Annotated in this window: 18 protein-coding genes; 5 read left to right on the top strand and 13 right to left on the bottom strand. The window is 41.7% G+C overall.

Annotated features, from left to right (window positions below):
* Positions 1-266: 266 nt before the first annotated feature.
* The 6 genes from QI031_RS23485 to QI031_RS23460 all read right to left on the bottom strand — a co-directional run bounded on the left by QI031_RS23485 (position 267) and on the right by QI031_RS23460 (position 6735).
* Positions 267-1322: a WD40 repeat domain-containing protein gene (locus QI031_RS23485; RefSeq protein ID WP_281482017.1), complete on the bottom strand. Its 1056-nt coding sequence runs from the start codon at positions 1320-1322 to the stop codon at positions 267-269.
* A 136-nt stretch (positions 1323-1458) separates the two neighbouring features.
* On the bottom strand, positions 1459-1755 hold the full coding sequence (locus QI031_RS23480) for a hypothetical protein (RefSeq protein WP_281486106.1): 297 nt from the start codon (positions 1753-1755) through the stop codon (positions 1459-1461).
* 330 nt (positions 1756-2085) lie between these two features.
* Entirely contained in the window at positions 2086-2256 is a 171-nt protein-coding gene (locus QI031_RS23475; RefSeq protein ID WP_281482016.1) for a hypothetical protein, read from the bottom strand.
* Between the two features lie 402 nt (positions 2257-2658).
* The gene (locus QI031_RS23470) at positions 2659-4203 is read right to left on the bottom strand and encodes a serine/threonine-protein kinase (protein WP_281482015.1); all 1545 of its coding nucleotides are present in this window, start codon (positions 4201-4203) and stop codon (positions 2659-2661) included.
* Positions 4204-4543: 340 nt separating this feature from the next.
* Positions 4544-5425 carry a succinate--CoA ligase subunit alpha gene (locus QI031_RS23465; RefSeq protein ID WP_281482014.1) on the bottom strand — a complete coding sequence of 294 codons (882 nt, stop codon included), beginning with the start codon at positions 5423-5425 and terminating at the stop codon, positions 4544-4546.
* 62 nt (positions 5426-5487) lie between these two features.
* The gene (locus QI031_RS23460) at positions 5488-6735 is read right to left on the bottom strand and encodes an ATP-grasp domain-containing protein (protein ID WP_281482013.1); all 1248 of its coding nucleotides are present in this window, start codon (positions 6733-6735) and stop codon (positions 5488-5490) included.
* A gap of 751 nt (positions 6736-7486) precedes the next feature.
* Here QI031_RS23460 and QI031_RS23455 point away from each other — a divergent pair.
* Positions 7487-9277, top strand: a complete 1791-nt coding sequence (locus tag QI031_RS23455; protein ID WP_281482012.1) for an AAA family ATPase — start codon at positions 7487-7489, stop codon at positions 9275-9277.
* Positions 9278-9519: 242 nt separating this feature from the next.
* On the opposite strand, the gene QI031_RS23450 is transcribed toward QI031_RS23455, so the two are convergent.
* The gene (locus QI031_RS23450) at positions 9520-12558 is read right to left on the bottom strand and encodes a hybrid sensor histidine kinase/response regulator (RefSeq protein ID WP_281482011.1); all 3039 of its coding nucleotides are present in this window, start codon (positions 12556-12558) and stop codon (positions 9520-9522) included.
* Between the two features lie 494 nt (positions 12559-13052).
* Here QI031_RS23450 and QI031_RS23445 point away from each other — a divergent pair, with 494 nt between their 5' ends.
* From QI031_RS23445 to QI031_RS23430, 4 genes are all read left to right on the top strand, one after another.
* Positions 13053-14693, top strand: coding sequence for a DEAD/DEAH box helicase (locus QI031_RS23445; RefSeq protein WP_281482010.1), 1641 nt, complete (start codon positions 13053-13055; stop codon positions 14691-14693).
* Positions 14623-15837 carry a DUF790 family protein gene (locus QI031_RS23440; RefSeq protein ID WP_281482009.1) on the top strand — a complete coding sequence of 405 codons (1215 nt, stop codon included), beginning with the start codon at positions 14623-14625 and terminating at the stop codon, positions 15835-15837. The genes QI031_RS23445 and QI031_RS23440 overlap by 71 nt, the downstream gene beginning before the upstream one ends.
* Positions 15838-16342: 505 nt before the next feature.
* Entirely contained in the window at positions 16343-20317 is a 3975-nt protein-coding gene (locus QI031_RS23435; RefSeq protein WP_281482008.1) for a CHAT domain-containing tetratricopeptide repeat protein, read from the top strand.
* A 323-nt stretch (positions 20318-20640) separates the two neighbouring features.
* Complete coding sequence (locus tag QI031_RS23430; protein WP_281482007.1) at positions 20641-21603, top strand: trypsin-like serine peptidase; 963 nt, start codon at positions 20641-20643, stop codon at positions 21601-21603.
* A gap of 339 nt (positions 21604-21942) precedes the next feature.
* Here QI031_RS23430 and rpsU read toward each other — a convergent pair whose 3' ends face one another.
* The 6 genes from rpsU to QI031_RS23400 all read right to left on the bottom strand — a co-directional run bounded on the left by rpsU (position 21943) and on the right by QI031_RS23400 (position 25431).
* On the bottom strand, positions 21943-22137 hold the full coding sequence (gene rpsU, locus QI031_RS23425; RefSeq protein WP_214438473.1) for a 30S ribosomal protein S21: 195 nt from the start codon (positions 22135-22137) through the stop codon (positions 21943-21945).
* 123 nt (positions 22138-22260) lie between these two features.
* Positions 22261-22575 carry an RNA-binding regulator gene (locus tag QI031_RS23420; protein WP_281482006.1) on the bottom strand — a complete coding sequence of 105 codons (315 nt, stop codon included), beginning with the start codon at positions 22573-22575 and terminating at the stop codon, positions 22261-22263.
* A 554-nt stretch (positions 22576-23129) separates the two neighbouring features.
* Entirely contained in the window at positions 23130-23861 is a 732-nt protein-coding gene (locus QI031_RS23415; RefSeq protein ID WP_281482005.1) for a hypothetical protein, read from the bottom strand.
* Positions 23862-24331: 470 nt separating this feature from the next.
* Positions 24332-24691 (bottom strand): XisI protein, encoded by a 360-nt coding sequence (locus QI031_RS23410; protein WP_281482004.1) that lies wholly within the window; start codon positions 24689-24691, stop codon positions 24332-24334.
* Positions 24679-25095, bottom strand: coding sequence for a XisH family protein (locus QI031_RS23405; protein WP_281482003.1), 417 nt, complete (start codon positions 25093-25095; stop codon positions 24679-24681). Before QI031_RS23405 ends, QI031_RS23410 begins: the two co-directional genes overlap by 13 nt.
* 147 nt (positions 25096-25242) lie before the next feature.
* On the bottom strand, positions 25243-25431 hold the full coding sequence (locus tag QI031_RS23400; RefSeq protein WP_281482002.1) for a hypothetical protein: 189 nt from the start codon (positions 25429-25431) through the stop codon (positions 25243-25245).
* Positions 25432-25438: the final 7 nt, after the last annotated feature.

Genomic DNA, 25438 nt, shown 5'->3' with positions numbered 1-25438 from the left:
GCTAACACGCAGAGACAAGGCAGCGCGTTGGGGAGACAGCGCCGTGGTGTTAGCGAAGCGGTAGCGACGCAGGAGCGTCGGCAGTCCGGTCTTGGGGGTTTCCCCCATGAGGAACTGCCGAAAGGGTTTCCCGACTTGAGGCGACTGTCGTCGGCTTTGCCGACTTGTAGCGACTGCCGCGCAAAGGCGCAGAGAGTAAGATTTAACTCATCACAGCTAACGGGGATGTTAATTTTTAACCCTGAGTGTAGTTGAAGGGTTAATTTTTAGCGCCAGATATTGATTCTGCCATCAAAGCCACCGCTAGCTAAAGTTTGTCCATCGGGACTAAAAGCGATCGCACTTACCCAATCGGTATGTCCTCTAAATGAACTGATTAACTCACCTGTAGTTAAATTCCACACTTTAATACCATCTCTACCAGCACTAGCAAGGGTTTGTCCATTGGGGTTAATGGCTATAGCATTCACCCAATTGTTATTTTCTGTAAAAGTGCGAATTAATTCTTTTGAGTTAACATTCCAAAGTTTAACAGTGCGATCGCGGCTAGCACTAATTAAGGTTTGTCCATCTGGTGTAAAAATTACATCTGTGACAACATTAGTATGGGCAGCAAATTCACTGAGTAATTGACCAGTATTTAAGTTCCACAGTTTAATTACACCCTTGTAGTCACCACTAACCACAGTCTGACCATCAGGACTGATTGCTACTGTATAAATCGAGTTATCAAAGCGTACTAAAGTAGCTAATGGGCGCTCTTGCAGCAAATCCCATGACCGGATTCCGTCTAAAGCACCACTAACGAGAATCTTACTATCGGGAGATACAGCTAAAGATAATACATTACTAGTGTGTCCTACAAAGGAACGACTAAATTTATTATTTTTCAGATTCCATAGGTTAATTGTGTTGTCATTGCTACAGCTGGCTAGGGTTTGACCATCTGGCGAAATTACCAAAGATTCCACAGAGGCTTTGTGTGCTTTACTGATATTCCCCGCTTTTTTACCAGTTTCTAGATTCCACAAACGGATTACCCCTTCGTTGTCAGCACCGCCACTAGCTAAAATTTTGCTATTTGGACTAAAAGCCAAAGATTTAACAGTTCCTCTATGTCCGACAAGAGAGTAAAATAGCTGGGGATTAGCAAAGCTGGTGCGATTAGGAAAATTTGGTACTACTTCCAAAGCAGCACGAGCAACATGAATACCAAACCCTTGCCAGAGAACGACTGGAAGGGTAGCTGCTGCAACCAATGCCAAGATCACATACGGACATAGTACGCAATTACCTCCACCACCTTTTCCCTCACTCCTCACAAGTTTGCCTCACTTTTAAAACAGTTATATCAATCAGATTTTCACACGTTATAACTCACCAACACTAGTCAGCTAAAGTCCCGATTTTTGAGACAAAGCTTCTACTTTATATAGACTAGTCCCTAGTCCCTAATTCCTAGTCCTTAGTCCCTTTTTTCTTAGGAATAGTCAGCATGGGTAGAGTAGGACTAGATGAGCGAGAAGGCAAATAATGTTGCACTACAGGCTCCTCTGGAAGAGGACGACGTTGCTGGATACGCCACAACTTAAAGACAAGGGTCACACCTGTCATACCCAAGCCAAAAGCGAACAATGACCAGCTATCATCTAATCCACCAATCAGGGCATCTACCACACCTATCGTTATTAATACACTGATTAATGGTTCTTTTCTATAGGTTGACTTCAAAAAACGAGGTAATACAGCATTCATCACGGCTTGGTTTGTCCAGATAACCTTTTGTGTCAATTTACCGAGAATACCCCACCTGAGAGTTGCCCTTCTAATATAAAGAAGCATCAAAATATTATAATGTTCTTCAGTAAAGTAGCAAGTGTGGTTATTAACCCTTTTGCGTATATTATTTGCAAGTTTAAGTTAATACTCACACTCTCTGGTGTACCCTCCTAGTTACCAGACGGCAAATTGGGCGAGGTAGTTCGCTATCAATTGATAATAGTCAAAACCAGCTGGGTGTTCCAACTGGTTAAAACTCTTCTAATTACTAGCTTACAACTTACATGCCTGTGCTTGACGATGGCACTATTTCAGACCGAGCCATGATAGCACGCCTTGATTAGTGACGTATTCAATCACCACCAATAAGGCAAAGCCAATCATTGCGGCTCTACCATTCAATCGTTCAGCATATTCGTTGAAGCCAAATTTAGGATCTTCTAGTTTGGGCGTTATTGTTGGTTGTGGTTGTGTCATTTTAAGAAACCTTTTGTCGGCAAACAGGATTTGTCAATAAGAAGTAAGCGTTTCTGCAAGATGCAGATGTTTCTTTTGGGTTAGGCGATCGCATTGTCAAAGTGCCAAAATAATTTGATCAATTTAGCAACACTGTCTTGACCAAAAGCGATACAAACGCTTTTTTCACAAATTGTAATTATTCTTTATATATTGTAGAAATCTTGAGGCAATAGTCAAGTGTAAGAGTTTGCTTAATTGTGTAAAATAACCCTTCATATCGTGTTCGGGTAAAGACTTATCATCTAAGACCGCAGGGGGAGAAAGAGTTTTCAGGTTTTTGCACAGATGCGGGATTCATAACTAATAAGCCGCACATGATATCATGCCTACGAAGGTTTTGAAAATCTCCAAAAGTTTCAGTTACCTTGAAAGATTAAAGTGGGAATCTGTATGAACTGCTTCCAATTTTGCCAAGATGTGAGGTTTAATCTTTTCGTACTCGCTTTTGAGTAAGTTTTTACTCATCTGGGGATCAGCCACTGAAATTAATGTTTTGCCTGCTTTGACCCATTCTTGCAGTCGTTGACATTGAGCAGAAGCAATGCTGACAAGTAAGACATGAGAACAGCGACTTGGTGTCTCGCGGGCAAAAAATAACAGACGGTAAGAACCTGTGTGTCCTAGTGAATAAGTAATTTCTTGACCAAGACTAGTTTTGAGATCGAGATAGTAAGGCAACCATTTAGCACCATACTTACGGTTGTAGATGACGGTAATCCATAACAACATGGGATGAGGTGTAGTGATGAAAAGAAACTGATTATAACGTTTGCAGACGAAGCGTTTGATAATTTCTTGCTGCGGCAGCATAATCCAGAGTGCTGGTAAAGCCTCCCCATGAGCATCAATAAACTGGGGGAAAACAATATCCGCAATAGGTTTATTTTCAGGCCAGGCAGTAGCGCGAGCAATTTCATCGGGCGATACTTGTAAATCAGGACTGGTCTTCGGCTCAATCTCAGCCTTAATTGTCAGGGTACGAGTAGATGTATTGCTTTGTGGAGTTGCCTGGGTGCGGTAATGTTGTTCTAGAGATTCTAAAACCTGGAGAATTTTATTGATAGTTTGGGGGCGATCGTCTCTGGTTTTAGCTAGACAACTCATCACTAAATTTTGCACTTCCTTGGGAATTTGCAAGTTAGGTGCAACCTCAGCAAAAGTACGGGGCGGTTGAGTGTGATGTGTTTTATACCATGCACCGAAGGAGTGAGTTGGTGCTACTAATGGCATCTTGCCTGTAAGCATCTCAAACATCATCACGCCCAAACTATAAATATCAGAACGGTTATCTAATTCTTTGCCCTCCATTTGTTCAGGAGAAGAATAAGCCAAAGTTCCTAAATAGTATTTCGTCTGGTCGCTATTTGCTTGAAGTAACTTCGCAATTCCAAAATCTAAAACCTTGACCAACTCCCCAAAACTAGGGTCTTGAATCACCAGCATATTGCTGGGCTTAATATCACGATGAATAATAGGGTAGATTGTGCCATCAACTGGGATACCATTATGAGCGCACTGCAAACCTAAGCTGATTTGACGCGCGATACTGAGAAATCTTAGTACCGATAGATTTTGCTGGCGGATAATATTGTTGAGGCTATGTCCATGCAGGTATTCCATCACATAGAACGGAGTATTATTTTCGTCTACGCCATAGTCCATAACTCGAACAATATGGATGCTCTTTTGCCCTAGTAAGGCACAAGTTTTGGCTTCTCGCTCAAAGCGTTCTTGCAACCGGATTTTTTCATTTTGTATAGACAAGGCGAGAAACTTCACCGCAACAGGTACACCTCCCAACAAAATATCTTTAGCACGATAAACTCTACCCATAGCTCCAGTCCCGATTAACTCTTGAAGCTGATAGCGTTTAACGAGTAAGCGACCAATGTTGGGGTCTGACATAGAAAATTCGACTCCAATATTCAACAATCGTGTATGACACCTGTACAGTAAGCAGGCTATAAGTGTTTGGGTAAAAGTGCGTTCAAACAAACGGAACGGGTAGATTTATCCTGATGTTTTGCACCATTCCGCACTTTAAATTTGATTTAGTATTAGTTTGCCCAATTTTCACTAATTAAATAACTTGAGTCATGCCAAAAATCACCTTAAAACTCCAAAGACATGAAAAATCAAGGAAAATTTCATTTCGACATTACCCGCCACTACTGCTGCTGGAAGTGAAAAGTGATAACTGATAACTGTCTATGCCCCATGCCCCATGCCCAACGCCCATTTTAAATTAATGAATCGCCTTTTTTAACAATTCTGAAATTTGAGAAGGACGTTCAGCGACAGGTACATCTGCTGCTTGGAAAGCAGCTAATTTACTTTGGGCTGTGCCAAAATTAGGAGCGCGTCCTATCACTGTTGCTAAATTCCCTGTTTGTCGCCAGTTTTTAATTGCTGGTGCTTGTCTACCTGCAATATAGGCAACTACTGGTTTATCAATTGCCTCGGTAATATAACGTGCTGCCGCTTCTTCACTATCACCGCCTGGTTGACCAACTAAAACGATCGCCTCTGTGGTTTCATCTTCATCGAGAATTTGCATCCATTGCAAAAACGATGAACCAACGATCGCATCACTACCAATGCTGACACTAATCGATTGCCCCAAACCAGCTTTTGTTAATTCCCAAGCAACTTCGTATGTTAGGGTGCTGCTGCGACTGACAATGCCCACGGAACCAGGTGTATAAAATTCGCTTGGCTGAGTACCTAAGAGAATTTTTCCTGGTACGATAATCCCAGGACTGTTAGGCCCTACTATTAAAGTTTCACCTGCTTCGGCTTTGCGAAGTAATTGCACCATATCTAAAGGCGGTACACCAGCAGAAATAATGATAATTTGGCGAATATGAGAAGCGATCGCTTCTAGTGCGGCATCCAGAACTTGGTAGGGATGTACACAAATAATTGTCGTATCAATAGCGCCAAATTGCTCTACTACCTCTTCTACCAAGTCGAATATTGGCAGATCGTATAGTTGCTGTCCTCCAGATCCGGGATTGACACCAGCAACTAAATTTGTACCATAAGCTTTCATTTGAGCAATATGAGTTGCTGAAATAAATTCACTAAAGCCTTGGATTAATACTTTGCTGTCTGGCGTTAAGTTCATAAAATATTTTGGTATATTTGGGAACCCGATGTTTTAAAAGGGGACTAGGGACTAGGAGCTAGCTATCGGGTAGCTGATCTTTTTTTGGCGGCAACTGGTTTGGTAAAACGGACTGCTTCTGCCACTGCCTCATCTAAATTTTCCACCATTACCAATGCATTACTCTGAGTTTTTAATGTAGCTAAACCATCCTTAGCCATATTAAACTCAGAACCAGCAAGACGTACAACTACATGAGGAGTGTGATACTGCTGACGGCTTTTGTTGCCATTGCTATTAGTGGTTACAACCTGTGATGTCAGTTCGCTGGTTTCGTGTTGCACAAATTTAGCAATGACTTTAGCTACTTCCTCTGCTTGAGGAATGCTACCTAGGAGATTAATTAATATTACCTGAGTGCTTTTGTCAGCAGCCAAAATACTTAGCCCTTTTGTGAGGCGATCGCAAAAGGTAGTGGGTAAGGTATCGGTGAGGAAAGCATGACGTAAATTTAGACAGATCCCAGGCTTACCGCCAGCACCGACAACTAAATCAAATGTTGCCATCATTGAACCAGTGCCATTGCCTAAAATACCGATTTTACCGTGCATGTCTAAACCATCCCAATTACTCAGATGGCCATTAATTTGGCTACTACTATGACGACTGGTCATTTTTGCTACTATCTCAGCAATTTTAGGATGACGACCTAAAGCTCTTTCATTGATGCTGACTTTACCATTGAGAGCCATGACTTGGCCAGAATTACTGATTGCTAAGGGATTAATTTCTACTAAATCTAAGTCTTTTTGCACAAACAATTGATACATCTTCTCTAGAACACTACTTACTGACTGCATCAGTTGACCTTGCAAACCCATTTTTAAAGCCAATTGCCGGGCATAAAAAGGAGAAAATTCTTGTTCCACAACAATATGTTGCATTCTCTCCCCTGCCGATTCCCAATCAACATCTGCTTCTTTGCAACCTAAAAATACTGGTCGGCAAACAGCAGTATCTAAAACTACCGCTAAGTAAAATTCTTCTTGACCATCGTACTTAGATTCTGCTAGTAGTACATCTGGTAACTCACCCCAAATTGGCAAATTGAAAATGGTTTGGGCAGCTGCGATCGCATCGATAGTTGTTTCTACAACCCTGACCCCGCCAGCTTTAGCTCTTTCTCCTGCATGTACTTGAGACTTAAGTACAACTGGATAGTGAATTTTCAAACGCTTTAGATCTGTAGGATGGTCAATGCGTTGTGAAGGCAATACGGGAATACCTATTTCTGCAAACCATTCTTTAACTTGGTATTCTAATAAATCCATTGATATGCACCTTGTAGTTAAACTTCCATAGCATTTCTTGGGTACTGTTTTCTGTTTTTTGCAGCACCTTAATTACAAAATTAAGCTTTAGACAGCTATAAATATTTATTTTTCACGGTTCAACCTGATCGAATTTGGTCAAAGGAGCAAATTATTTTCTGGTATCAAACTATTGTTACTGTTTCGATGATCAGGAATTAATCTCCTCTGTAAATTTGCCAGCATATAACAAAACCAGCATCTATCGTAATAAGTGATTAGGCATAATTAAATTTAACTTTGTTTTCTTATACTATGCCCTACGCTCTACTCCTTATGACTAATGGTCACGAATATATTTATTTCTGTTTTATTAGTTAGTATCTTAATTATTTACCTCACTTTTAAATAATTGTGTCACCACTACACGGTAACTCACTAGTGGACAGTAATAACTACTGAACATTTAGTTATCACCAACAGAACTGTGAAAGTGCCTAAAATTTTTATTATTCCCATTTTTTATTTTTTATTTCTATTTCAGACAAAATTGTCAAGTTTAGTATCTTGCATTACAAAAATGTACAAATATGAATAATCATTGTTATTTTGATTTTTGGTGAAAACTTAAAATTTGTGTTAGAACGTTGTTCTCTTTGATTTCATGGCTATGGTTAGTTAAACTGTGCATCTGTATTCAGCAAACAAAAGTCCTTCATTTCATTCTCTCGAAAATACAAAAAACTATATAGAAGATCAGCGGGAAAGCTCTATGAGAGTAGCAGTCCAGCAGGAAGATTTACAGCTTTTAGCCCGAACCTTGCAAGAACAATTTCTTGCAGAAGTTCCATTTGGCGAAGTCTTCCAAATTAAATGTGCTGTCAACCAAGATGAGTTGATGATTCTAACTCAACATCCAGTTGCTGTCACTGTTGACACTCAACAAATCTTTGCAGTTTTGGAAGAAGTGCTTCAGTCAGTACCAACTTATAAAGAGCAACGGGTGCAATGTTTTTTAAGAGTTTTTGGCGACAAACTGCCTTACGCTAAACATTCCCTGACGATGAAGCAGAGGGCAATAGGGAGAGCAGGAGAGGCAGGGGAAGAAGTATCGTTTTTATTTCCCTCACCGTCCTCATTTTCTTCATCGTCTTCATCTTTTTCTTCTTCCTCGTCTTCTCTGACTTATTCTCCATTAATCGAAGATAGTCAGGAGGAGGAGGAAGAGCTATTTGACCCTCTGGCAGATACGCCAGATTTGTTGACTACTCCCAGAAAACGTCCAATTAAACCTATTCTCCTGGGTGCAGCTTTGGTGGGGATTATTGTATTAGGCGGTGGTGCTTATTTACTCACTCGTCCTTGTGTGATGTCTGAATGCAAAGAAATACAAGCTGCTCAAAAACTCAAAACCGAATCTAGACAATTAACAAGTCGTGCCAAGTCAGAAAGTGAATTAGTCGCAGTACAAAAGCGACTAGAGACAACTAGCGCTGACTTAGCAGCAATTCCCAGCTGGTCATCCCGTTATCAACAAGCAGAAGAACTAAAAGCAAGCTTGTCTGGACAGTCGGCAAAAATTAATCAGGTGGTAAAAGCTTTGCAAACGGCAGCTGTGGCAGCACAAAAAACTCAAACACCTGCTCAAAGTCTAGAAGAATTGCAGACCAGACAACATTTATGGCGACAAGCGATCGCACCACTAGAGACGATCAACCCCAATAGCGAACTTTATAAGCTGGTACAACCGAAGTTACTTAAATATCGTCTCAGTTTGCAAACTGTCAATCAGCAGTTGCAAGCCCAAGAACGATGGTTGAAAAAATTAACAGCAGCTAAAGGTGTAGCTAGTGTGGCCATTAAGCGAGAAGCTAATGCTAAATCGTTAAATGATTGGCGCAAGGTACAATCCACTTGGCAAATTGCGGTTAATGCCCTAATAGTTATTCCTTCCAATAGCCCAGCAGCTCAAGAAGCACAAAAGCTGTTGCTAGAATACAAACCGAAATTAGCTACAGCACGCGATCGCGCCACTAAAGAACAATTAGCTGCTCAAAGCTACCAACAAGCTGTTAATGCTGCTAAACAAGCCAGAGCTTACGAAAAACTTAACCAATGGCAAGCGGCGGTAGTATATTGGGGTCAAGCATTCCAGACTGCTAAACAGATTTCCCAAGATAGCTTTTACTACAGTTCGGCTCAGAGTCTCATTGAACCCTACTCGGCTGCCCTCAAGCAAGCACAAGAAAAATTAGAACTTACTAATAGTTTGCAGCAAACCCGTAACGATCTCAATAAAACTTGTTCTGATGAAATTCGCATTTGCACCTTTAACGTCAACGACAAAGGAATTACTGTGAGTCTCACCCCTGAGTACGAACAAATACTACAAAGTTCCTCCTCTGAAGCTGACCCTCAAAATGCAGCTCCTGTAGTTGATGCTACGAATCATTTACAAGTATTAGAGGAAGCCTTATCTGTAATTAGTGACAACGCTAATATACCCTTGTTGCTTTACGATACCCAAGGCCAGGGAATTTATACACGCATACCAGGAGGGTAGAAGAGGCAGGGGAGTAGGGGAGCAGGGAGAAGAGGCAGGGGAGCAGGGGAGCAGGGAGAAGAGGCAGGGGAGCAGGGGGCAGGGAGACAAGGAGAAAGAGGTAATTCCTCTTCATCTCCTCTGCACCCCGCACCCTGCCCCTCTGCCTCTTATTCTTCATCCCCCTTGCACCCTGCCCCCTGCCCCTCTGCCTCTTATTCTTCATCCCCCTTGCACCCTGCCCCCTGCCCCTCTGCCTCTGATCAAGTCCTTCCCGCAAGATTAGCCACTACTGCTGCTAACTCGGTGGGGTTAACTGGTTTAGGAACATGAAGTTGAAAACCTGCTAATAAAGCTTGTGTGCGGTCTTCTGTCCTGGCGTAGGCTGTCAGTGCGACTGCGGGAATCCTTCCTCCTTGCTCTTGGGAAAGGGTTCGCAGTTGACGAATTAGGGCATAGCCGTCTTCTTGTGGCATCCCAATATCGCTGACGAGTATATCGGGGTGAAATTGTGGTACAGCAAGTAATGCCTCGAAAGCAGATGCAACTGCCATGACTTGTGCGCCATACTGCCCTAGCACTGTCGCGATCAATTGACGGGCATCTGGTTCATCATCTACGACAAGCACTCGCAAGCCATTAAGTGTCGGCAAACTATTAGGATCTTCACAGTCTGGATTTACAGATGCAAGCTGCTCTGGCTGTTTGACATTTATAGCTACAGCTTTCATCGGCAAATTAACAATGAAGGTTGCTCCCTGTCCTATTCCTGGACTTTCAGCTGAAACTGTTCCACCGTGTAATTCTACCAAGTGGCGAACGATCGCTAGCCCTAATCCTAATCCACCATGCGATCGCGTGGTTGAGCTATCGGCTTGGCGAAAGCGTTCAAATACATGGGGCAGAAATTCCGGGGCAATTCCCCCGCCTGTATCACTTACCCGAATTTGTACACGGGAATTAATACGCTCTAATTGCAAAGTCACTATTCCTTCTTTGGCTGTGAACTTGACAGCATTGGAGAGCAAGTTCCACACTACCTGTTGTAAGCGGTTTCCATCACCCATCACTACCCCGACTGTTGGGTCAAATTTGCACTCAATACGAATTTCTCTAGCGTCAGCGGCTGGACGTACAGTATCAATTGCTGCTTGCACAATTGAGATCAATTCTACTGGCTGGGTATTCAGGTGGAGCGTACCGCGAATAATCCGTGAAACATCTAGGACATCTTCAATGAGTTGGGCTAAGGACTTAGTGTTGCGATCAATTGTCTCTAAAGCCCTTTCTGTGGTAGTTTCATCAAACTTGCGGTTTTTAAGTAAATGTGTCCAACCCAGCATCGCATTTAGGGGAGTACGGAGTTCATGGGAAAGTGTAGCGAGAAACTCGTCTTTCATGCGGTTGGCGGCTTCAGCTTCAGCGCGTGCTGCTTGTTCGCGGGCTAGCAATTGTTCGCGTTCTTGTTCTGAGAACTTGCGATCAGTAATATCAATCATGAAGCCATGCAGTAACTGCGGTTGATTCCCACTCCGCACCACATTCACAATGTCATACAGCCAGACAATTCTGCCATCAGCAGCCAACATTCTGTATTCAAATTCGTAGTTATCTTGTGATAGTGAAGCTTCTAAGCAATAATCAATTGCCCATTCTTGATCTTCTGGATGCATGTGTTCAGCCCAGAAATTGTCGGCATACCAATCTGTAAAGGGATAACCGAGAATTTCTACTGTTTGTGGCCCTACATAAGTAAAATTACCTGTAGTGGCATCTACCTCCCAAGGAATCACGCGCACTTTTTCTGTGAGTGTCCGCAATCTTTCTTCACTATCTTTGAGAGCTTTTTGCGCTAGCTTGTGATTTGTAATATCTGTGACTAAAGCTACAAATCCTTGAACTGTTCCTTGTTGACCAAATTGGGGTATGTAAGTAGTGCTGACATCACGAATTTTCCCGTTTTTATGGGGAACTTGGGTTTCAAAAATGACTTGTTCTCCTGACAAGACCATTTCTATATAGGGAAGAATCGACTGGTAAACTGACTCACCTAGAAGTTCTTGAACGTGCTTACCATAAGTTTCGCAAGCACAAAGCCCATGCCAATCTTCATATCCCTTATTATTAAAGCGATAGCGTTGTTCGGTATCAACATAAGAAATTAAAACAGGCACAGCATCTGTAATTAGTCGCAACTCATCTTCTCTTTGGCGCAATGCCTCTTCTATGCGTTTGTGTTCTGTGATGTCGCGTCCTGTAGCAACTCTGACAGTACGACCTTGGTATATACAGTTTTTACCTACCACTTCTAAGAAAAAAACTGTGCCATCTTTCTTGACCCCAATCAGTTCATAAGGCTTGTCATCACTAGAACGGAAATTTTCTATAAATATTTTTTGTGATCCTGGTGTCAATAATTCTGTTGCTGACATGCCAATGATTTCGTTTAGTTCATAACCAAACATTTTGGCTACAGCTGGGTTGGCATCCAACACTTTTCCGTTTTCGTGGATGATCACACCTTCAATAGTGGCATCAGCTAAAGCACGAAATCTACTCTGGCTTTCACGCCAAGCATTCTCTATTTGTCGGCGATCGCTTAAATTTAAAACAAAACTGATAACTTGCTGCTGATTGTTTTCTAACAAGGCAGAACCGATGAGGACAGGAACACGGCTACCATTTTTACAGATATATTCTTTCTCAAAAGCAGTACATACTCCTGTAGCTTTGAGTTTAGCAATTGCTGACTTACTTTCTTCTATATATTCTGATGGTGTCATCTCGTGCCATTGCATTCGCCCTGCCAGCATATCCTCCCGCGTGTAACCCACCATCTCTAAAAAAGCGTTGTTAGCTTCAACAATTGCCCCGTTGATCTCAGCTACAATTATGCCGATGACGTTAGACTCTGCCAACCGCCTAAACCTGGCTTCGCTTGCTTGTTGCTTTTGCGTACTCACCTCTAGGCGCTGCCTAGCAGTACGTAACTCTGAGGTAAGTAAACTCATGAGAAACGTCACCAACATAAATAAGGTCAAGCGCACCAAGCTACTTAGGTCAACTACAAGGGAAAATACTGGCTGGATAAAAAAGTAGTTAACAGCTAAAGTAGATAAAATTATGGCTAATATTCCCACTTCCATACCGCCATACCAAGCGCTAACTGCTACGGCAGCAAAAAATAGTAGAAAAACAGTTGGGTTCAGCAGTGGCTGTAGTAATAGTGTGAGTAGCAATGCAATACTCACAGCTAACAGCGCCACAGCATAGGGTGCGAACCTGAGGCGTATTCCTTTCAATGTGGCTTCTCTCCTTTGGTGCAGCTAGCTAGAAGAATTATTCCCAAAACTTAGCTAGACAAAGCGATCGCTCCACACTTATTTTGCACCCAAGAAATCAACCCCTAACCATCAATTGACGTGAATCTATCTAAAGTAGTAAAGACTAGAAGTTGTACTTACTTAATATCAAAAATTACCCAAGTTTTCTATCATATTATTTTTTAATTTCTCAAAAAAATATAATTCTTAGTTTTTCATCATGAATTATTTCCTCTTTGTTTTTCTACAAATACTGATCTTTTAAAAACTACTAATAGCTTGATATTAGATAGCAAATAAACAAACCGCAGAGACACCGAGAAAACTGAGAATATAGGTAATAGAGAAAAATCATGTCCTTTTTGCGTTATTAGTAATCAAAGTACTCAAAGCAGAGGAGTTAAGGACTTTTCCCAATGCCCAATGCCCAATGCCCAATGCCCCATGCCCAATGCCCCATTCCCTAATTCAAAATGGCTCGCACCCCCACATTAACCTTTGATCGTGGCACATTAATTTTGCATCCACCACCACGCGGTAAAGCTTGGATGGACTATGCTACATGGGATGATAGAGTTGAAAAATTTCGGATTCCAGCGATTAGATATCGCTCTTTGGTAGAAGCATTACAAGCGGAAGATGTTTACTTTATTGATGAAGCCAAGGAATTTTATCCGGTAGATTTGGTTCCTAGTTTAGAAATGGAACCTTATCCCCATCAGAGTGAGGCGTTAGCAGCTTGGAAGTTGGCGGGAAGGCAAGGAGTAGTTGTGCTACCTACAGCGGCCGGAAAGACTTATCTAGCCCAGATGGCAATGCAATCAACACCACGCACTACGTTAATTGTTGTGCCAACTTTAGATTTGATGCATCAATGGTATGCACATTTGGAGGCGGCATTTCCCGATGCTGAAGTGGGATTGCTAGGTGGTGGTTCACGGGATCGCACAGCTATTTTAGTGGCAACTTACGACAGTGCAGCCATTCATGCGGAAACTTTGGGTAATTTATATGCTTTGATTATTTTTGATGAGTGTCATCATTTACCAACAGATTTCGGTCGAGTAATTGCTGAATATGCGATCGCACCCTATCGTTTAGGACTTTCTGCTACCCCAGAACGCACCGATGGCAAACATGCTGATTTAAATATTCTCATTGGCCCGGAAGTATATCGCAAACGTGCCGAAGATTTAGCAGGGAAAGCCTTAGCAGAACATGAAATTATTCAAATTAAGGTAAAGTTATCACAATTAGAGCGAGAAAGATATAACGAATTAATTCAAACTCGTAATGATTTTTTACGACAATCAAAGATTTCTTTGGGGAGTATTCAAGGTTGGCAAATGTTCGTGCAAATGAGCGCGCGATCGCAAGCTGGACGTAGAGCTATGTTAGCGCATCGTGAAGCCAAAGAAATTGCTTTGGGTACTGATGGCAAATTACGAATTTTAGCTGATTTATTAGCAGAACATTTTCCTGCCCGAATTTTGATTTTTACAGCGGATAATGCCACAGTATACAGCATTTCTCAGCAGTTGTTAATTCCGGCAATTACTCATCAAACTCCGGTGAAAGAACGCCATGAAATATTAACCAAATTTCGAGAAGGTGAATATAACACCTTAGTTGCTTCTCATGTATTGAATGAAGGTGTTGATGTGCCGGCGGCTTCTGTAGCGATTATTTTATCTGGTACTGGTTCCACAAGAGAATATATTCAACGTTTGGGAAGGGTTTTAAGAAAGGGAAACATTGAAAATAAGCAAGCGATTTTATATGAAGTAGTGGCAGAAGATACGAGTGAAGAAAGGACTTCAGCGCGGCGAAGAGGGGAGAAGAGAGCAGGGGGAGCAGGAGAGGCAGAAGGAGCAGGGGGAGCAGGGGATGCAGGAGAGGCAGGGGAAGCAGGGGGAGAAAGGAAAAAGCCAGGGAATTTGCAGGTTGTTTATGGAAGGGGAAAGGGAAGGAGTGATAAGGCTGCGGAACAATTAGAAATTAATTATTCAACCCAAAATAAAAAATCTCAAATAAAAAATTCAGATGTTACCGACAGAGTTACTGAGTCATCGCCAAAACGGAGAAGAAATCATCCCAAAGAGACTGAAGATTGATGATAAAAATCAAGCATTGGCGACAGAGTTAATTAATTGTTTTCAAGCAGCAATGGGTAAGACTCAAGGTGTGCTTGAACGTCAACTTTTAGATTTAGAAGGTGATGCTACAGATTATCGGGTGAAGCGGGGATTAGCTTATATTATTAAAAGCAATTTTTGTACTTTTGAGGTGGTGAGTCCTTTAGAACCACCAATGTTAAGAGAACGAGTGTTTACTTTAGCAGCAAGATCGGTTCCTAGTAAAGAGTCTACACAAGTTACTCTCACTCAAGTTGCTGATCAATTAAGTCAAGAATTAGAGCGAGAAGTTTTATTAGAACAAGTACGCGATGGATTATATGCTGATTTAACTGAAAATAAAATTTTGACAGATTTTAATGCACCTACACCAGTAGATATATTAAATCGATATAACTTATCTCAAGTACAGGGAATTTTTTATAAAGCCAGTCAATTAATTTTAAATGCTCATCGCAATGTTCCAGGAGAATATAAGCTGTTATTTCGTTATCTCAAGTTGTTTCAATTAATGGCTTATATAGAAGGCGATGCCGACCACGGATTTACAATTACAGTGGATGGGCCGACAAGTTTATTTAATCCTAGTACACGTTATGGATTGGCGATCGCTAAACTAATTCCCGCCTTACTTCACGTCACTAAATGGAGTCTTTCAGCAACATTGCAAACTCGTGATGTCTATACAAATACTTGGAAAACTGGAAGATTTACCCTCAATTCCGAATGTGGTTTAGTATCTCACTATTCTAAAGGTAAACCTTACGATAGTATGCTAGAGGCATCTTTCGCTGATAAATGGGATGCCCTCAAAACAGACTGGACATTAGAGCGAGAAGTTGATTTACTGCCGATTCCTGGTAGTGTGATGATTCCCGATTTTCGGTTAGTGCATCCCGATGGCCGTAGCTTCTTATTAGAAATTGTGGGTTATTGGCGACCAGAATACTTACAAAAGAAATTCTCTCAAGTCCGACGTTCTGGATGTGATAATTTGATTTTGGCTATTTCTGAGCGATTAAATTTAGAAAAAGCTGGAGTGAAGTTAAACAATGTCCCTGCCAGAATTGTTTGGTTTAAAGATAAATTATTGCCCAAAGCTGTGCTAACAGTAATAGATTGATACAGCAGTTACTTTCTGTAACAAGTAGTTGGACAAAAATATTTACAGTCATTGCGAGCAAAGCGTAGACGCGTCAGCGGCTTCTCGAAGAGTAGCAATCCCAGCCCCTGCGATTGCTTCATTACGCTTCGCTTCATTCGCAATGACATTGTGTAATTAATTCTGTTCAAGTACTTAGGACTTACGCAATAACTCTCTAAAACCCTCTTAACTTTGTGTCCTCCGCGTCCTTGGCGGTTCGATTCTTCCATTTCTTTGTGTAAGTCCTGTCTATAGTCCTTGATAAACAAGCTTTTTGAGACTTAACGGCAAAATTCAGCACAAAAGTTATGTTACAAAAACCGCAACCACAAATAAGTTCGCTGGCAGTACCCGTAAAATCAACATAAAGTTTCAGCAAAATTACTGGCGACAATTAAATAATTTACTAATAAGCGGAATTGATGCCAACAAGATAGGGCTGTAAATAATCACTTAATCGAGGTTGTGAGACTGAAAAATGAACATGAGTACAAATTTCCAGGGAGTTTGCTGGTACTTGCTACTTAAAATTACCCGTCACAGCTTAATTTTCTTGCTAAGTGCGGTTTTATTGTCAGAGTCAGTAGGAGCAACACCGAGAAATAAAGGGTTGCAGATAGCACAGCAACAAGGAAACGCACAACAAGATGCCACTCGCGCTGCTGACAAACTGACACAAGAGGGGTTGAAACTTTATCAACAAGGGACAGCAGAATCACTGCGACAGGCAATAGAGAAATGGCAAGAAGCGTTAAAACTTTGGCAGCAAATTGATGATAAAAGACAGCAAGCCTTTACCCTTCTTGGTATTGGCAGTGTCTACGACTCATTAGGAGAAAAGCAAGAAGCACTTAAATACTACAACCAAGCCCTACCCCTACTCCGGGCAGTGGAGGACAGGGGAAGGGAAGCCACCACCCTCAACAATATTGGTCGTGTATACTCCGATTTAGGAGAAAAGCAAGAGGCACTTAAATACTTCAACCAAGCCCTACCCCTATATCGGGCAATGGGTGACAAGAAAGGAGAAGCCACCACCCTCAACAATATTGGCCGTATCTACGACTCATTAGGAGAAAAACAAAAGGCACTTAAATACTACAACCAAGTTCTACCCATACGCCGTGCTGTGAGGGACAGGAGAGGAGAAGCCACCACCCTCAACAGTATTGGCAGTGTCTACTCCGATTTAGGAGAAAAACAAGAGGCACTTAAATATTACAACCAAGCTCTACCCATACGCCGTGCTGTGAGGGACAGGAGAGGAGAAGCCACCACCCTCAACAGTATTGGCAGTGTCTACTCCGATTTAGGAGAAAAACAAGAGGCACTTAAATATTACAACCAAGCTTTACCCATACTCCGTGCTGTGAGTGACAGGAAAGGGGAAGCCACCATTCTCAACAATATTGGTCGTATCTACGACTCATTAGGAGAAAAACAAGAGGCACTTAAATACTACAACCAAGCTCTACCCATACGCCGTGCTGTGAGGGATAGGAGAGGAGAAGCTACCACCCTCAACAGTATTGGCAGTGTCTACTCCTCATTAGGAGAAAAACAAGAGGCACTTAAATACTACAACCAAGCTTTACCCATACGCCGTGCTGTGAGGGATAGGAGAGGAGAAGCTACCACCCTCAACAGTATTGGCAGTGTCTACTCCTCATTAGGAGAAAAACAAGAGGCACTTAAATACTACAACCAAGCTTTACCCATACGCCGTGCTGTGAGGGATAGGAGAGGAGAAGCTACCACCCTCAACAGTATTGGCAGTGTCTACTCCTCATTAGGAGAAAAACAAGAGGCACTTAAATACTACAACCAAGCTCTACCCATACGCCGTGCTGTGAGGGATAGGAGAGGAGAAGCCACCACCCTCAACAATATTGGCTTAGTCTACTCCGATTTAGGAGAAAAACAAGAGGCACTTAAATATTACAACCAAGCTCTACCCATACACCGTGCTGTGAGGGATAGGAGAGGAGAAGCCACCACCCTCAACAATATTGGCTTAGTCTACTCCGATTTAGGAGAAAAACAAGAGGCACTTAAATACTACAACCAAGCTCTACCCATACGCCGTGCTGTGAGGGATAGGAGAGGAGAAGCCACCACCCTCAACAATATTGGCCGTATCTACGACTCATTAGGAGAAAAACAAGAGGCACTTAAATACTACAACCAAGCTCTACCCATACGCCGTGCTGTGAGGGATAGGAGAGGAGAAGCCACCACCCTCAACAATATTGGCTTAGTCTACTCCGATTTAGGAGAAAAACAAGAGGCACTTAAATACTACAACCAAGCTCTACCCATACGCCGTGCTGTGAGGGATAGGAGAGGAGAAGCCACCACCCTCAACAATATTGGCTTAGTCTACTCCGATTTAGGAGAAAAACAAGAGGCACTTAAATACTACAACCAAGCTCTACCCATACGCCGTGCTGTGAGGGACAGGAGAGGAGAAGCCACCACCCTCAACAATATTGGCAGTGTCTACTCCGATTTAGGAGAAAAACAAGAGGCACTCAAATACTACAACCAAGCTCTACCCATAGGCCGTGCTGTGAGGGACAGGAGAGGAGAAGCCACCACCCTCAACAATATTGGCTTAGTTTACGACTCATTAGGAGAAAAACAAGAGGCACTCAAATACTACAACCAAACCCTACCCATACTCCGTGCTGTGGGTTATAGGGGAGGGGAAGCCACCACCCTTTCCAATTTGGCTTTCTTAGAACGTAACAGGGGCAATCTGCAACAAGCCCAAACACATATTAAACTTGCCATCGACATCATTGAAGATTTACGCAGCAAAATTATTGACCAACAACTGCGTACTTCCTACTTTGCCTCAGTGCAAAATTACTACAAGTTCTACACCGACCTGCTGATGCAACTGCACAAAAAATACCCATCCAAAGGCTACGATGCATTAGCATTGAATATTAGCGAACGTTCCCGTGCCAGGGGTTTAGTCGAACTGTTAACCGAAGCTAACTTAGATATCCGTAAAGATATTGACCCGAAACTCTTAGCAGAAGAACGCCGTTTAAATCTGCTACTTGATGCTAGAGAAAAACAGTTATCACAACTATTGAGTCAAAAAAAATCACCAACCCAACTAATAACAACCACCAAACAACAAATCGCAAACTTACTCCAACAACAGCAAGATTTAAAAAACAAAATTCGTACTACCAACCCTGAGTATGCTGCACTAAAATATCCTCAACCTCTGACATTGCCCCAAATTCAACAACAACTAGATAAAAACACAGTCTTGTTGCAATATTCCTTAGGTAGAGAACGCAGCTATCTCTGGCTAGTCACACCCAACTCCCTCGATACCTACGAACTACCAAAAAGCGAAAAGATAGAAGCAGCCGCAAAAAATTTACGTCAACAGTTAACACGTCCACTGATTGCTAGTGCAACCCCAGAAGAACAAGCTAAAGCTGTCGCTGATACCACCAAAGCAACTAAAGAACTTAGTCAAATTATTCTTGCGCCTGTAGCTGGCAAGTTGGGGACAAAACGCTTAGTAGTTGTGGCTGACGGGATTTTGCATCAGATTCCTTTTGCAGTGTTGAATGACCAGAACAAGCAACAAGCAGGGAGAGATGTTAATTACCAACCACTTTTGGTCAATCATGAAATTATCACTCTTCCTTCTGTCACTAGCCTAGCAACCCACAGACAGCAACTCAAAGGACGTAAACCCGCACCCAAAACCCTCGCGGTTCTGGCTGACCCCGTATTTAGTGCCGATGACCAACGCGTTACTGGCAAAGCACCGCAAACTTCCCCATCTTTAGATCTTGACCTAGAACGTTCTGCTTTGCAGCGAACTTTAAAAAATATTAATCGTAGTGGTTTAGATAGACTCCAAGGTACGCGTCAAGAAGCGGAGGCAATTTTAAAGATGGTGTCACCTAAACAGAGTCTGCAAGCTTTTGATTTTGATGCTAATTACAAGTTAGTCACCAGTGAACAACTCAGTCAATATCGTCTGCTGCTATTTGCCACTCACGGCATTTTTGATAATATCAACCCGGAATTATCAGGTATAGTTACATCTCTAGTAGATAAACAAGGCAAACCTCAAAAAGGTTTCTTACGCCTAGAAGATATTTTTAACCTCGACCTTCCCGCCGAGTTAGTTGTACTTAGCGCCTGTGAAACTGGATTAGGGGAAGAAGTGAAAGGAGAAGGCTTAGTAGGGTTGACAAGAGGGTTAATGTATGCAGGGTCAGCCCGGATAGTTGTTTCTTTGTGGAAAGTTGATGATCAAGCGACATCATTATTAATGCAAGAATTATATCAACAAATTTTACAACAAGGTAAAACACCTGCTGTGGCTTTAAGAGAAGCGCAATTGAAATTATGGCAACAACAACAATGGCGAAATCCCCGTTATTGGGCTGCTTTTACCATGCAGGGAGAGTGGGAATAATTCGTAATACTTTGACTTCGCTCAGTACAAGTGACGCTCCTGCGTCGCTAACGCTGCGCTAACGTAATTCGTAATTGACAAAACTTACGCGCCTATTATGATTTTACGTCATTACGAGCAAAGCGAAGTAATCGCAAAAGCTTAGTTTTCGTCACTAGTGCATAAATCCTAATTAAATAGAAGTTTTTCAACAAGATTATGCCTACTAAACACATAAACTCTTCCTAACTCTCTGCGCCTTTGCTTACTGAGCGCAGTCGAAGTATGCGTCTGTGCGTGAGGCATTAAAAAAATCTCATAGTATTACTAAAGAAGTTTGAACAATGACTAAAAAGCCTATCTACAAGCAATCTTTGTCTATCTTTTTCGCTTGCTTCCTCGCTGGCATTTTGAGTTTCACGACTTTAGGTGGTTGGGTATCTGTGCAAGCCCAAGCAACGCAAGCACCAGAGTTTATTAAATTCCCAGAAGCTAGTAAATTGCAATTATCAGGAAATGGCAAGCCGTTCAAACCTGCGGGGATAAATCAATCTGAAAAACCTTATGATGAAGACCGGGGTACTATTGGTTGGGATGACCGTATCCCGATGATTAGTAGAGAATATCCTTGGTCAACTATTGGGCGGGTACAAGGAACAACAAATGATGAAAAACGCTACCATTGCACGGGAACTTTAATTGGTGAAAGTGTGGTTTTGACAAATTCTCACTGCGTTATTGACGAGAAAACCCATCAATTAAGTAGAACAATTGAATTTTTGCCCAATGTGATTAATGGAGTAGTCCCAAGTCGTAGAGATATAGCTTTAGTAAAGCGAGTGGTTTACGGTACAGACTTTACAGGGAATGAAGTTACAAATCAAATTAACGATTGGGCGGTAATGGAAATTAACAAACCCTTAGGACGTAAGTATGGTTATTTAGGATGGCAATCTCTACCTATTGCCAGTTTTTTGAAAAATCAAAAACAACTCTTTTTTGTTGGTTATTCTGGTGATTTTCCTAACCCCAACAAAAAAGGCTATGAGTTCCTTAGTGCTGGTCAGGGTCAGACTGCTTCATATCAATTTGGATGTAGTATTGTTAATGAGCAGCAAAATGTATTATTTCATGATTGTGACACTGCTGGGGGTTCTTCTGGTGGGCCAATTATTGCTTCGATTGGTAGTCAGCCTTATATTGTGGCGCTGAATAATGCGGAAATAAAAGATGTAGGCACAAATAAAGGGCTTATAAATTTGGCGGTAAAGATTGATTTCTTAGATCGTTTATTTAGTATCAACTAACCTTGATTCAGTAGATTTGATAATTTGTAGAGATGTGTCATGACGCGTCTCTTTATTATTATTTTAACGTGAGTTTGACGGAACCTAACCCCAACCCCTTCCCTTGTATATTGAGGCAAGTAGTAGACCGTCCCAACCTTAGTCAAAATAGACCGCTTCGTAGCATGGGTCACTACCACAATCTCTTTGACAGAACTCGAACAGTCGCCAGGGGCAAAACTTTAGATATGAAAACCAAAATATAACAGCCAGAAAATTTAAATTTTCTGGCTGTTATTGAAGCGCTTTCAAACTTCCCAATATTTCTTGTAAGTCGAAGAGCAAATCACCTTTGAGGTGTTATCTGAAGCGAGAACGGTTTCTACGACTTTGTTTGTGCCTAGCAACTGCTTTACGCTTCTCTTTTTCTAATGGTGTTTCAAAGTGACGTTTTTTTCTCATATCTTGGAAAATTCCGGCTTTAGAAACTTCCCGCTTAAATCTTCGTAAAGCTGACTCAATACCTTCATTCTCCCCCAAAACTACTTGTGTCATTCTTGTTTTTCTCCATATTCGGTGAACATTTGAAAACTAGAGGCAAAAAAATATTCCAGCAAGATTGAGCCTTTGGCTTTATCTGCTGGAGACTCTAGATGTTAAATTATTTCGGTTAAAAACTTAGTAGCGATTACCACCGCCACGACGAGCATTATTTCCGCCCCAGCTGCCACGAGGAGACGAACTTCTTTCTTCACGAGGTTTCGCCTTGTTGACTTTTAAATCACGCCCCATCCACTCAGCACCATCAAGTGCTTCAATAGCAGCTATTTCTTGAGCGTCGGTTTCCATTTCTACAAAAGCGAATCCGCGAGGCCGTCCGGTTTCCCGGTCGGTAGGTAGCTGAACTCGATTAACTGTTCCATACTCAGCGAAAGCGCTTTTCAGGTCTTCTTCTGTGACCTGATAGGATAAATTCCCGACATAAATTGACATAAATAAAAATGTCTCCGAATTTCAGAGAGTGGAGAGAGTTAAATTCGGAGAGACGGTTTTTAGAAATCAAAACGAGCTACTCAACCGAAAATAATCCTTATATGCAAGAGTATAGCACAGCCTGGTAACATCTCCTCATACGGAGTAGTCTTCAAAGATAAAACTTTTGGGGCAGATAATCAAGTCTGCCGACAAAAGGCTTATACTACTTATCTTAAAATGCAAATTTAGGACAAATAGCGATCGCCTAAGAGTTTTTACTTTGAAAATCAGGCTGAAGTACTCAATAATTTTCAGGATTTTATTTGTGGTAATCATATCATAACAGTCTGCTTTAAGTATATGTCACCAATTGGTGCAAAATGACTACTTTAGTTGCAAATAATCCTGGCTCAAAACTATCCTGTTTGCAGGTCGAAGTGTTTCTTATTGCTGAGTCCTACAGTTATTGTTAATGTCTTCTACTAGAGATGAGCAAAAGTAATTTTGACAGCCATTAAAAGATTTATAAAAATGATTCAATGGCTATCAAACTTTCAAAAAGCTACACTTCGCTAACAACCAACATAATGACATTCTCCATGAAGACCACTATTACCACCAATTGGTGTAACAGGTGCAGGAGCGGGCTGAGGTGCTGGTCGGCTGTTATTGCGATCTTCTACGATCCATTCTTGGTTAACATTGGAGCTTGGTGACACTGTTGGATTCCCGGAACCCATTGTTGCCCCCAATAAGTTTATAAACAGTGTTGCTGCTGCTTCATCTCTAGCACGTTGTCGAGCAATATATTCCTTTTGTTGTTCTGGAGTGAGACTTTCAAAGTACTTCCGTTCTTGTTCACGTCTAGCTGCTGCTGCTGCCGCACGTTCTTGTTGTTGTTTTTGATACGCTTCCATACGTTCCTGTCTTATTCTTGCAGCATTTTCTTGCCGTTTGAGACGTTCTTGCCTTGCTCTTTCTCTATTGGTTCGCTGTTCTGCTCGCTTTTTCTCACGCTCTACTGTATTGAGTACTCTGTTGACAGAATTGAATAAATCAGCCACCTGGATAGTTTTTGCTGCACTGGGTAAAGATTGACTCGACAAAGATGACTCGGTCGAGCGACTGACCAATTGACTTGCCGCTAGAGATGGAGCAACGCTAGAAAGTGAAAATAGAGCCAGACTTGATAACCCAACAATGAATTTCATACGAATATATCTTGATAATGGTAGCTTTTCGTGACTGAGATAGCCGATGGTTGTAAGTATAATTGCAGAAGTAACACTGATAGCGCCAGACATTCTGACTTATCTTTGCAATTTCATTTCCTATCCTTCACAATCTTTATACGTTTAAGATTTACACCGTGCTGCAAAAGACTCAAAAAATTTTTCTTGAGGCTTACACTAACACGACTAAAATAGCTATGGCTTCTCTTCTCCTTCACAGATCGCACTACAGGCTCAATACATATAAATATGAGAGTCACCCCAATACTGTTCGGTTAACAAACTGATTTGTTGAGGCAAGCAGGGGTAGCAGGGGAAGAAGAGAGGTAGGGGGAGAATAATACCAGACAACGACTTCCTTTCCTCTATGCTTCAAGAGCTTATCCGAACCGTATTGAGAGTCACCCTGTGTTGCAAAAGACGACGGCTTTACCAAGGGATAGTCGGTATAGTTCAAATAGCTGACTGTAAACAAAAATGTCAGTTTTGCTTTTAATGCTTGCGGTGATTTACCAAAGATAATGAGTAAGTCATCGGGATAATTAAGAGATAGGACGTGCGTGGTTCTGCTCTTGGTTGCTGATTCCTATGTTTGCAGCCAGAAGTTTACGGACGCTGGGAGAACGAAAACCTAGAATAATATCTTTGCGATCAACCCCGCGCTGAATTAGTTCTTGATCGATGAAAATTTCAGTGCTGTTGTGCTGAATCCAAATTTTTCCCTCGATAATATCTAGCTGCATCGCACATCCATAAATGCGGTATTCATTTCGCCACTCATTGTGCATGACTAAATAGTGATCGCGCACTGGATCAAAAATTAATTGCGCTTGCACATCATTAGTAGCAAATTCTTGTAAAAAATCACAGACAATTCGCCGATACTCCTTTATTCGATCCATTGTTCTATGACCTCCCAAACAGGATTATAGTTAATTAATCTTACTTGGTATTTTTTAATGACTGTTTTAGCTGGTTCAAAACGGAGGAAGGTTTGATAAGTATCTGTGGGTACAGCGAGATAGAGAATACGTTCTGGCTCATCAGAAACTTCTAGAGCAGCTTGGTAGTTGAGGAACTGACCCAACGCCGTATGAAACTCAGAAATGGTCGATCCACCAGCAAAGCTTTTTACTTCTACTGCTATTTTACGTCCTTCTTTCTCCGCTGCGATTGCGGGTTCTGCTGCTAGGTCAATATAGACATCGACAAGACCGTAGCGTAATTGGTAAGGGTCGTGGGTGATCATCCAACCGTCTTTTTGCAGCGCAGTTTTAACAGCATTGTGAAAAATATCTTTGGCCATACTGAACTGTCGCTGCTTGGTAATTCTTGTAGATGGTTAAAATAAGTGTAACTACCTTTTAGACCTACATTATCTCACACCCAGCCCTCAATTTCCGCCTTTGTCAAACAGCAAAGTAGTCGTTTGTAGTTAACATTTTCTTGAGACTTACACCAACCCGACTAAAATAGCGATCGCACTGAAAGAACTGCTGAAGTTTTGTTTTGTAATTCCCAGTTCTTTAGCAGAGAATTGATACAGTTGGGCGATCGCTAAAATAGCCACAGCAGCCAAAATCAGGATATAAAATCGCCAGGAGAAAGGAACTAATCCCAAATAAATCAACAGAACAGGCACAATGAAA

Origin of the sequence: Halotia branconii CENA392 (assembly GCF_029953635.1) — a bacterium.
GTDB lineage: Bacteria > Cyanobacteriota > Cyanobacteriia > Cyanobacteriales > Nostocaceae > Halotia > Halotia branconii.
This window is presented reverse-complemented; position numbering and strand designations above follow the sequence as displayed.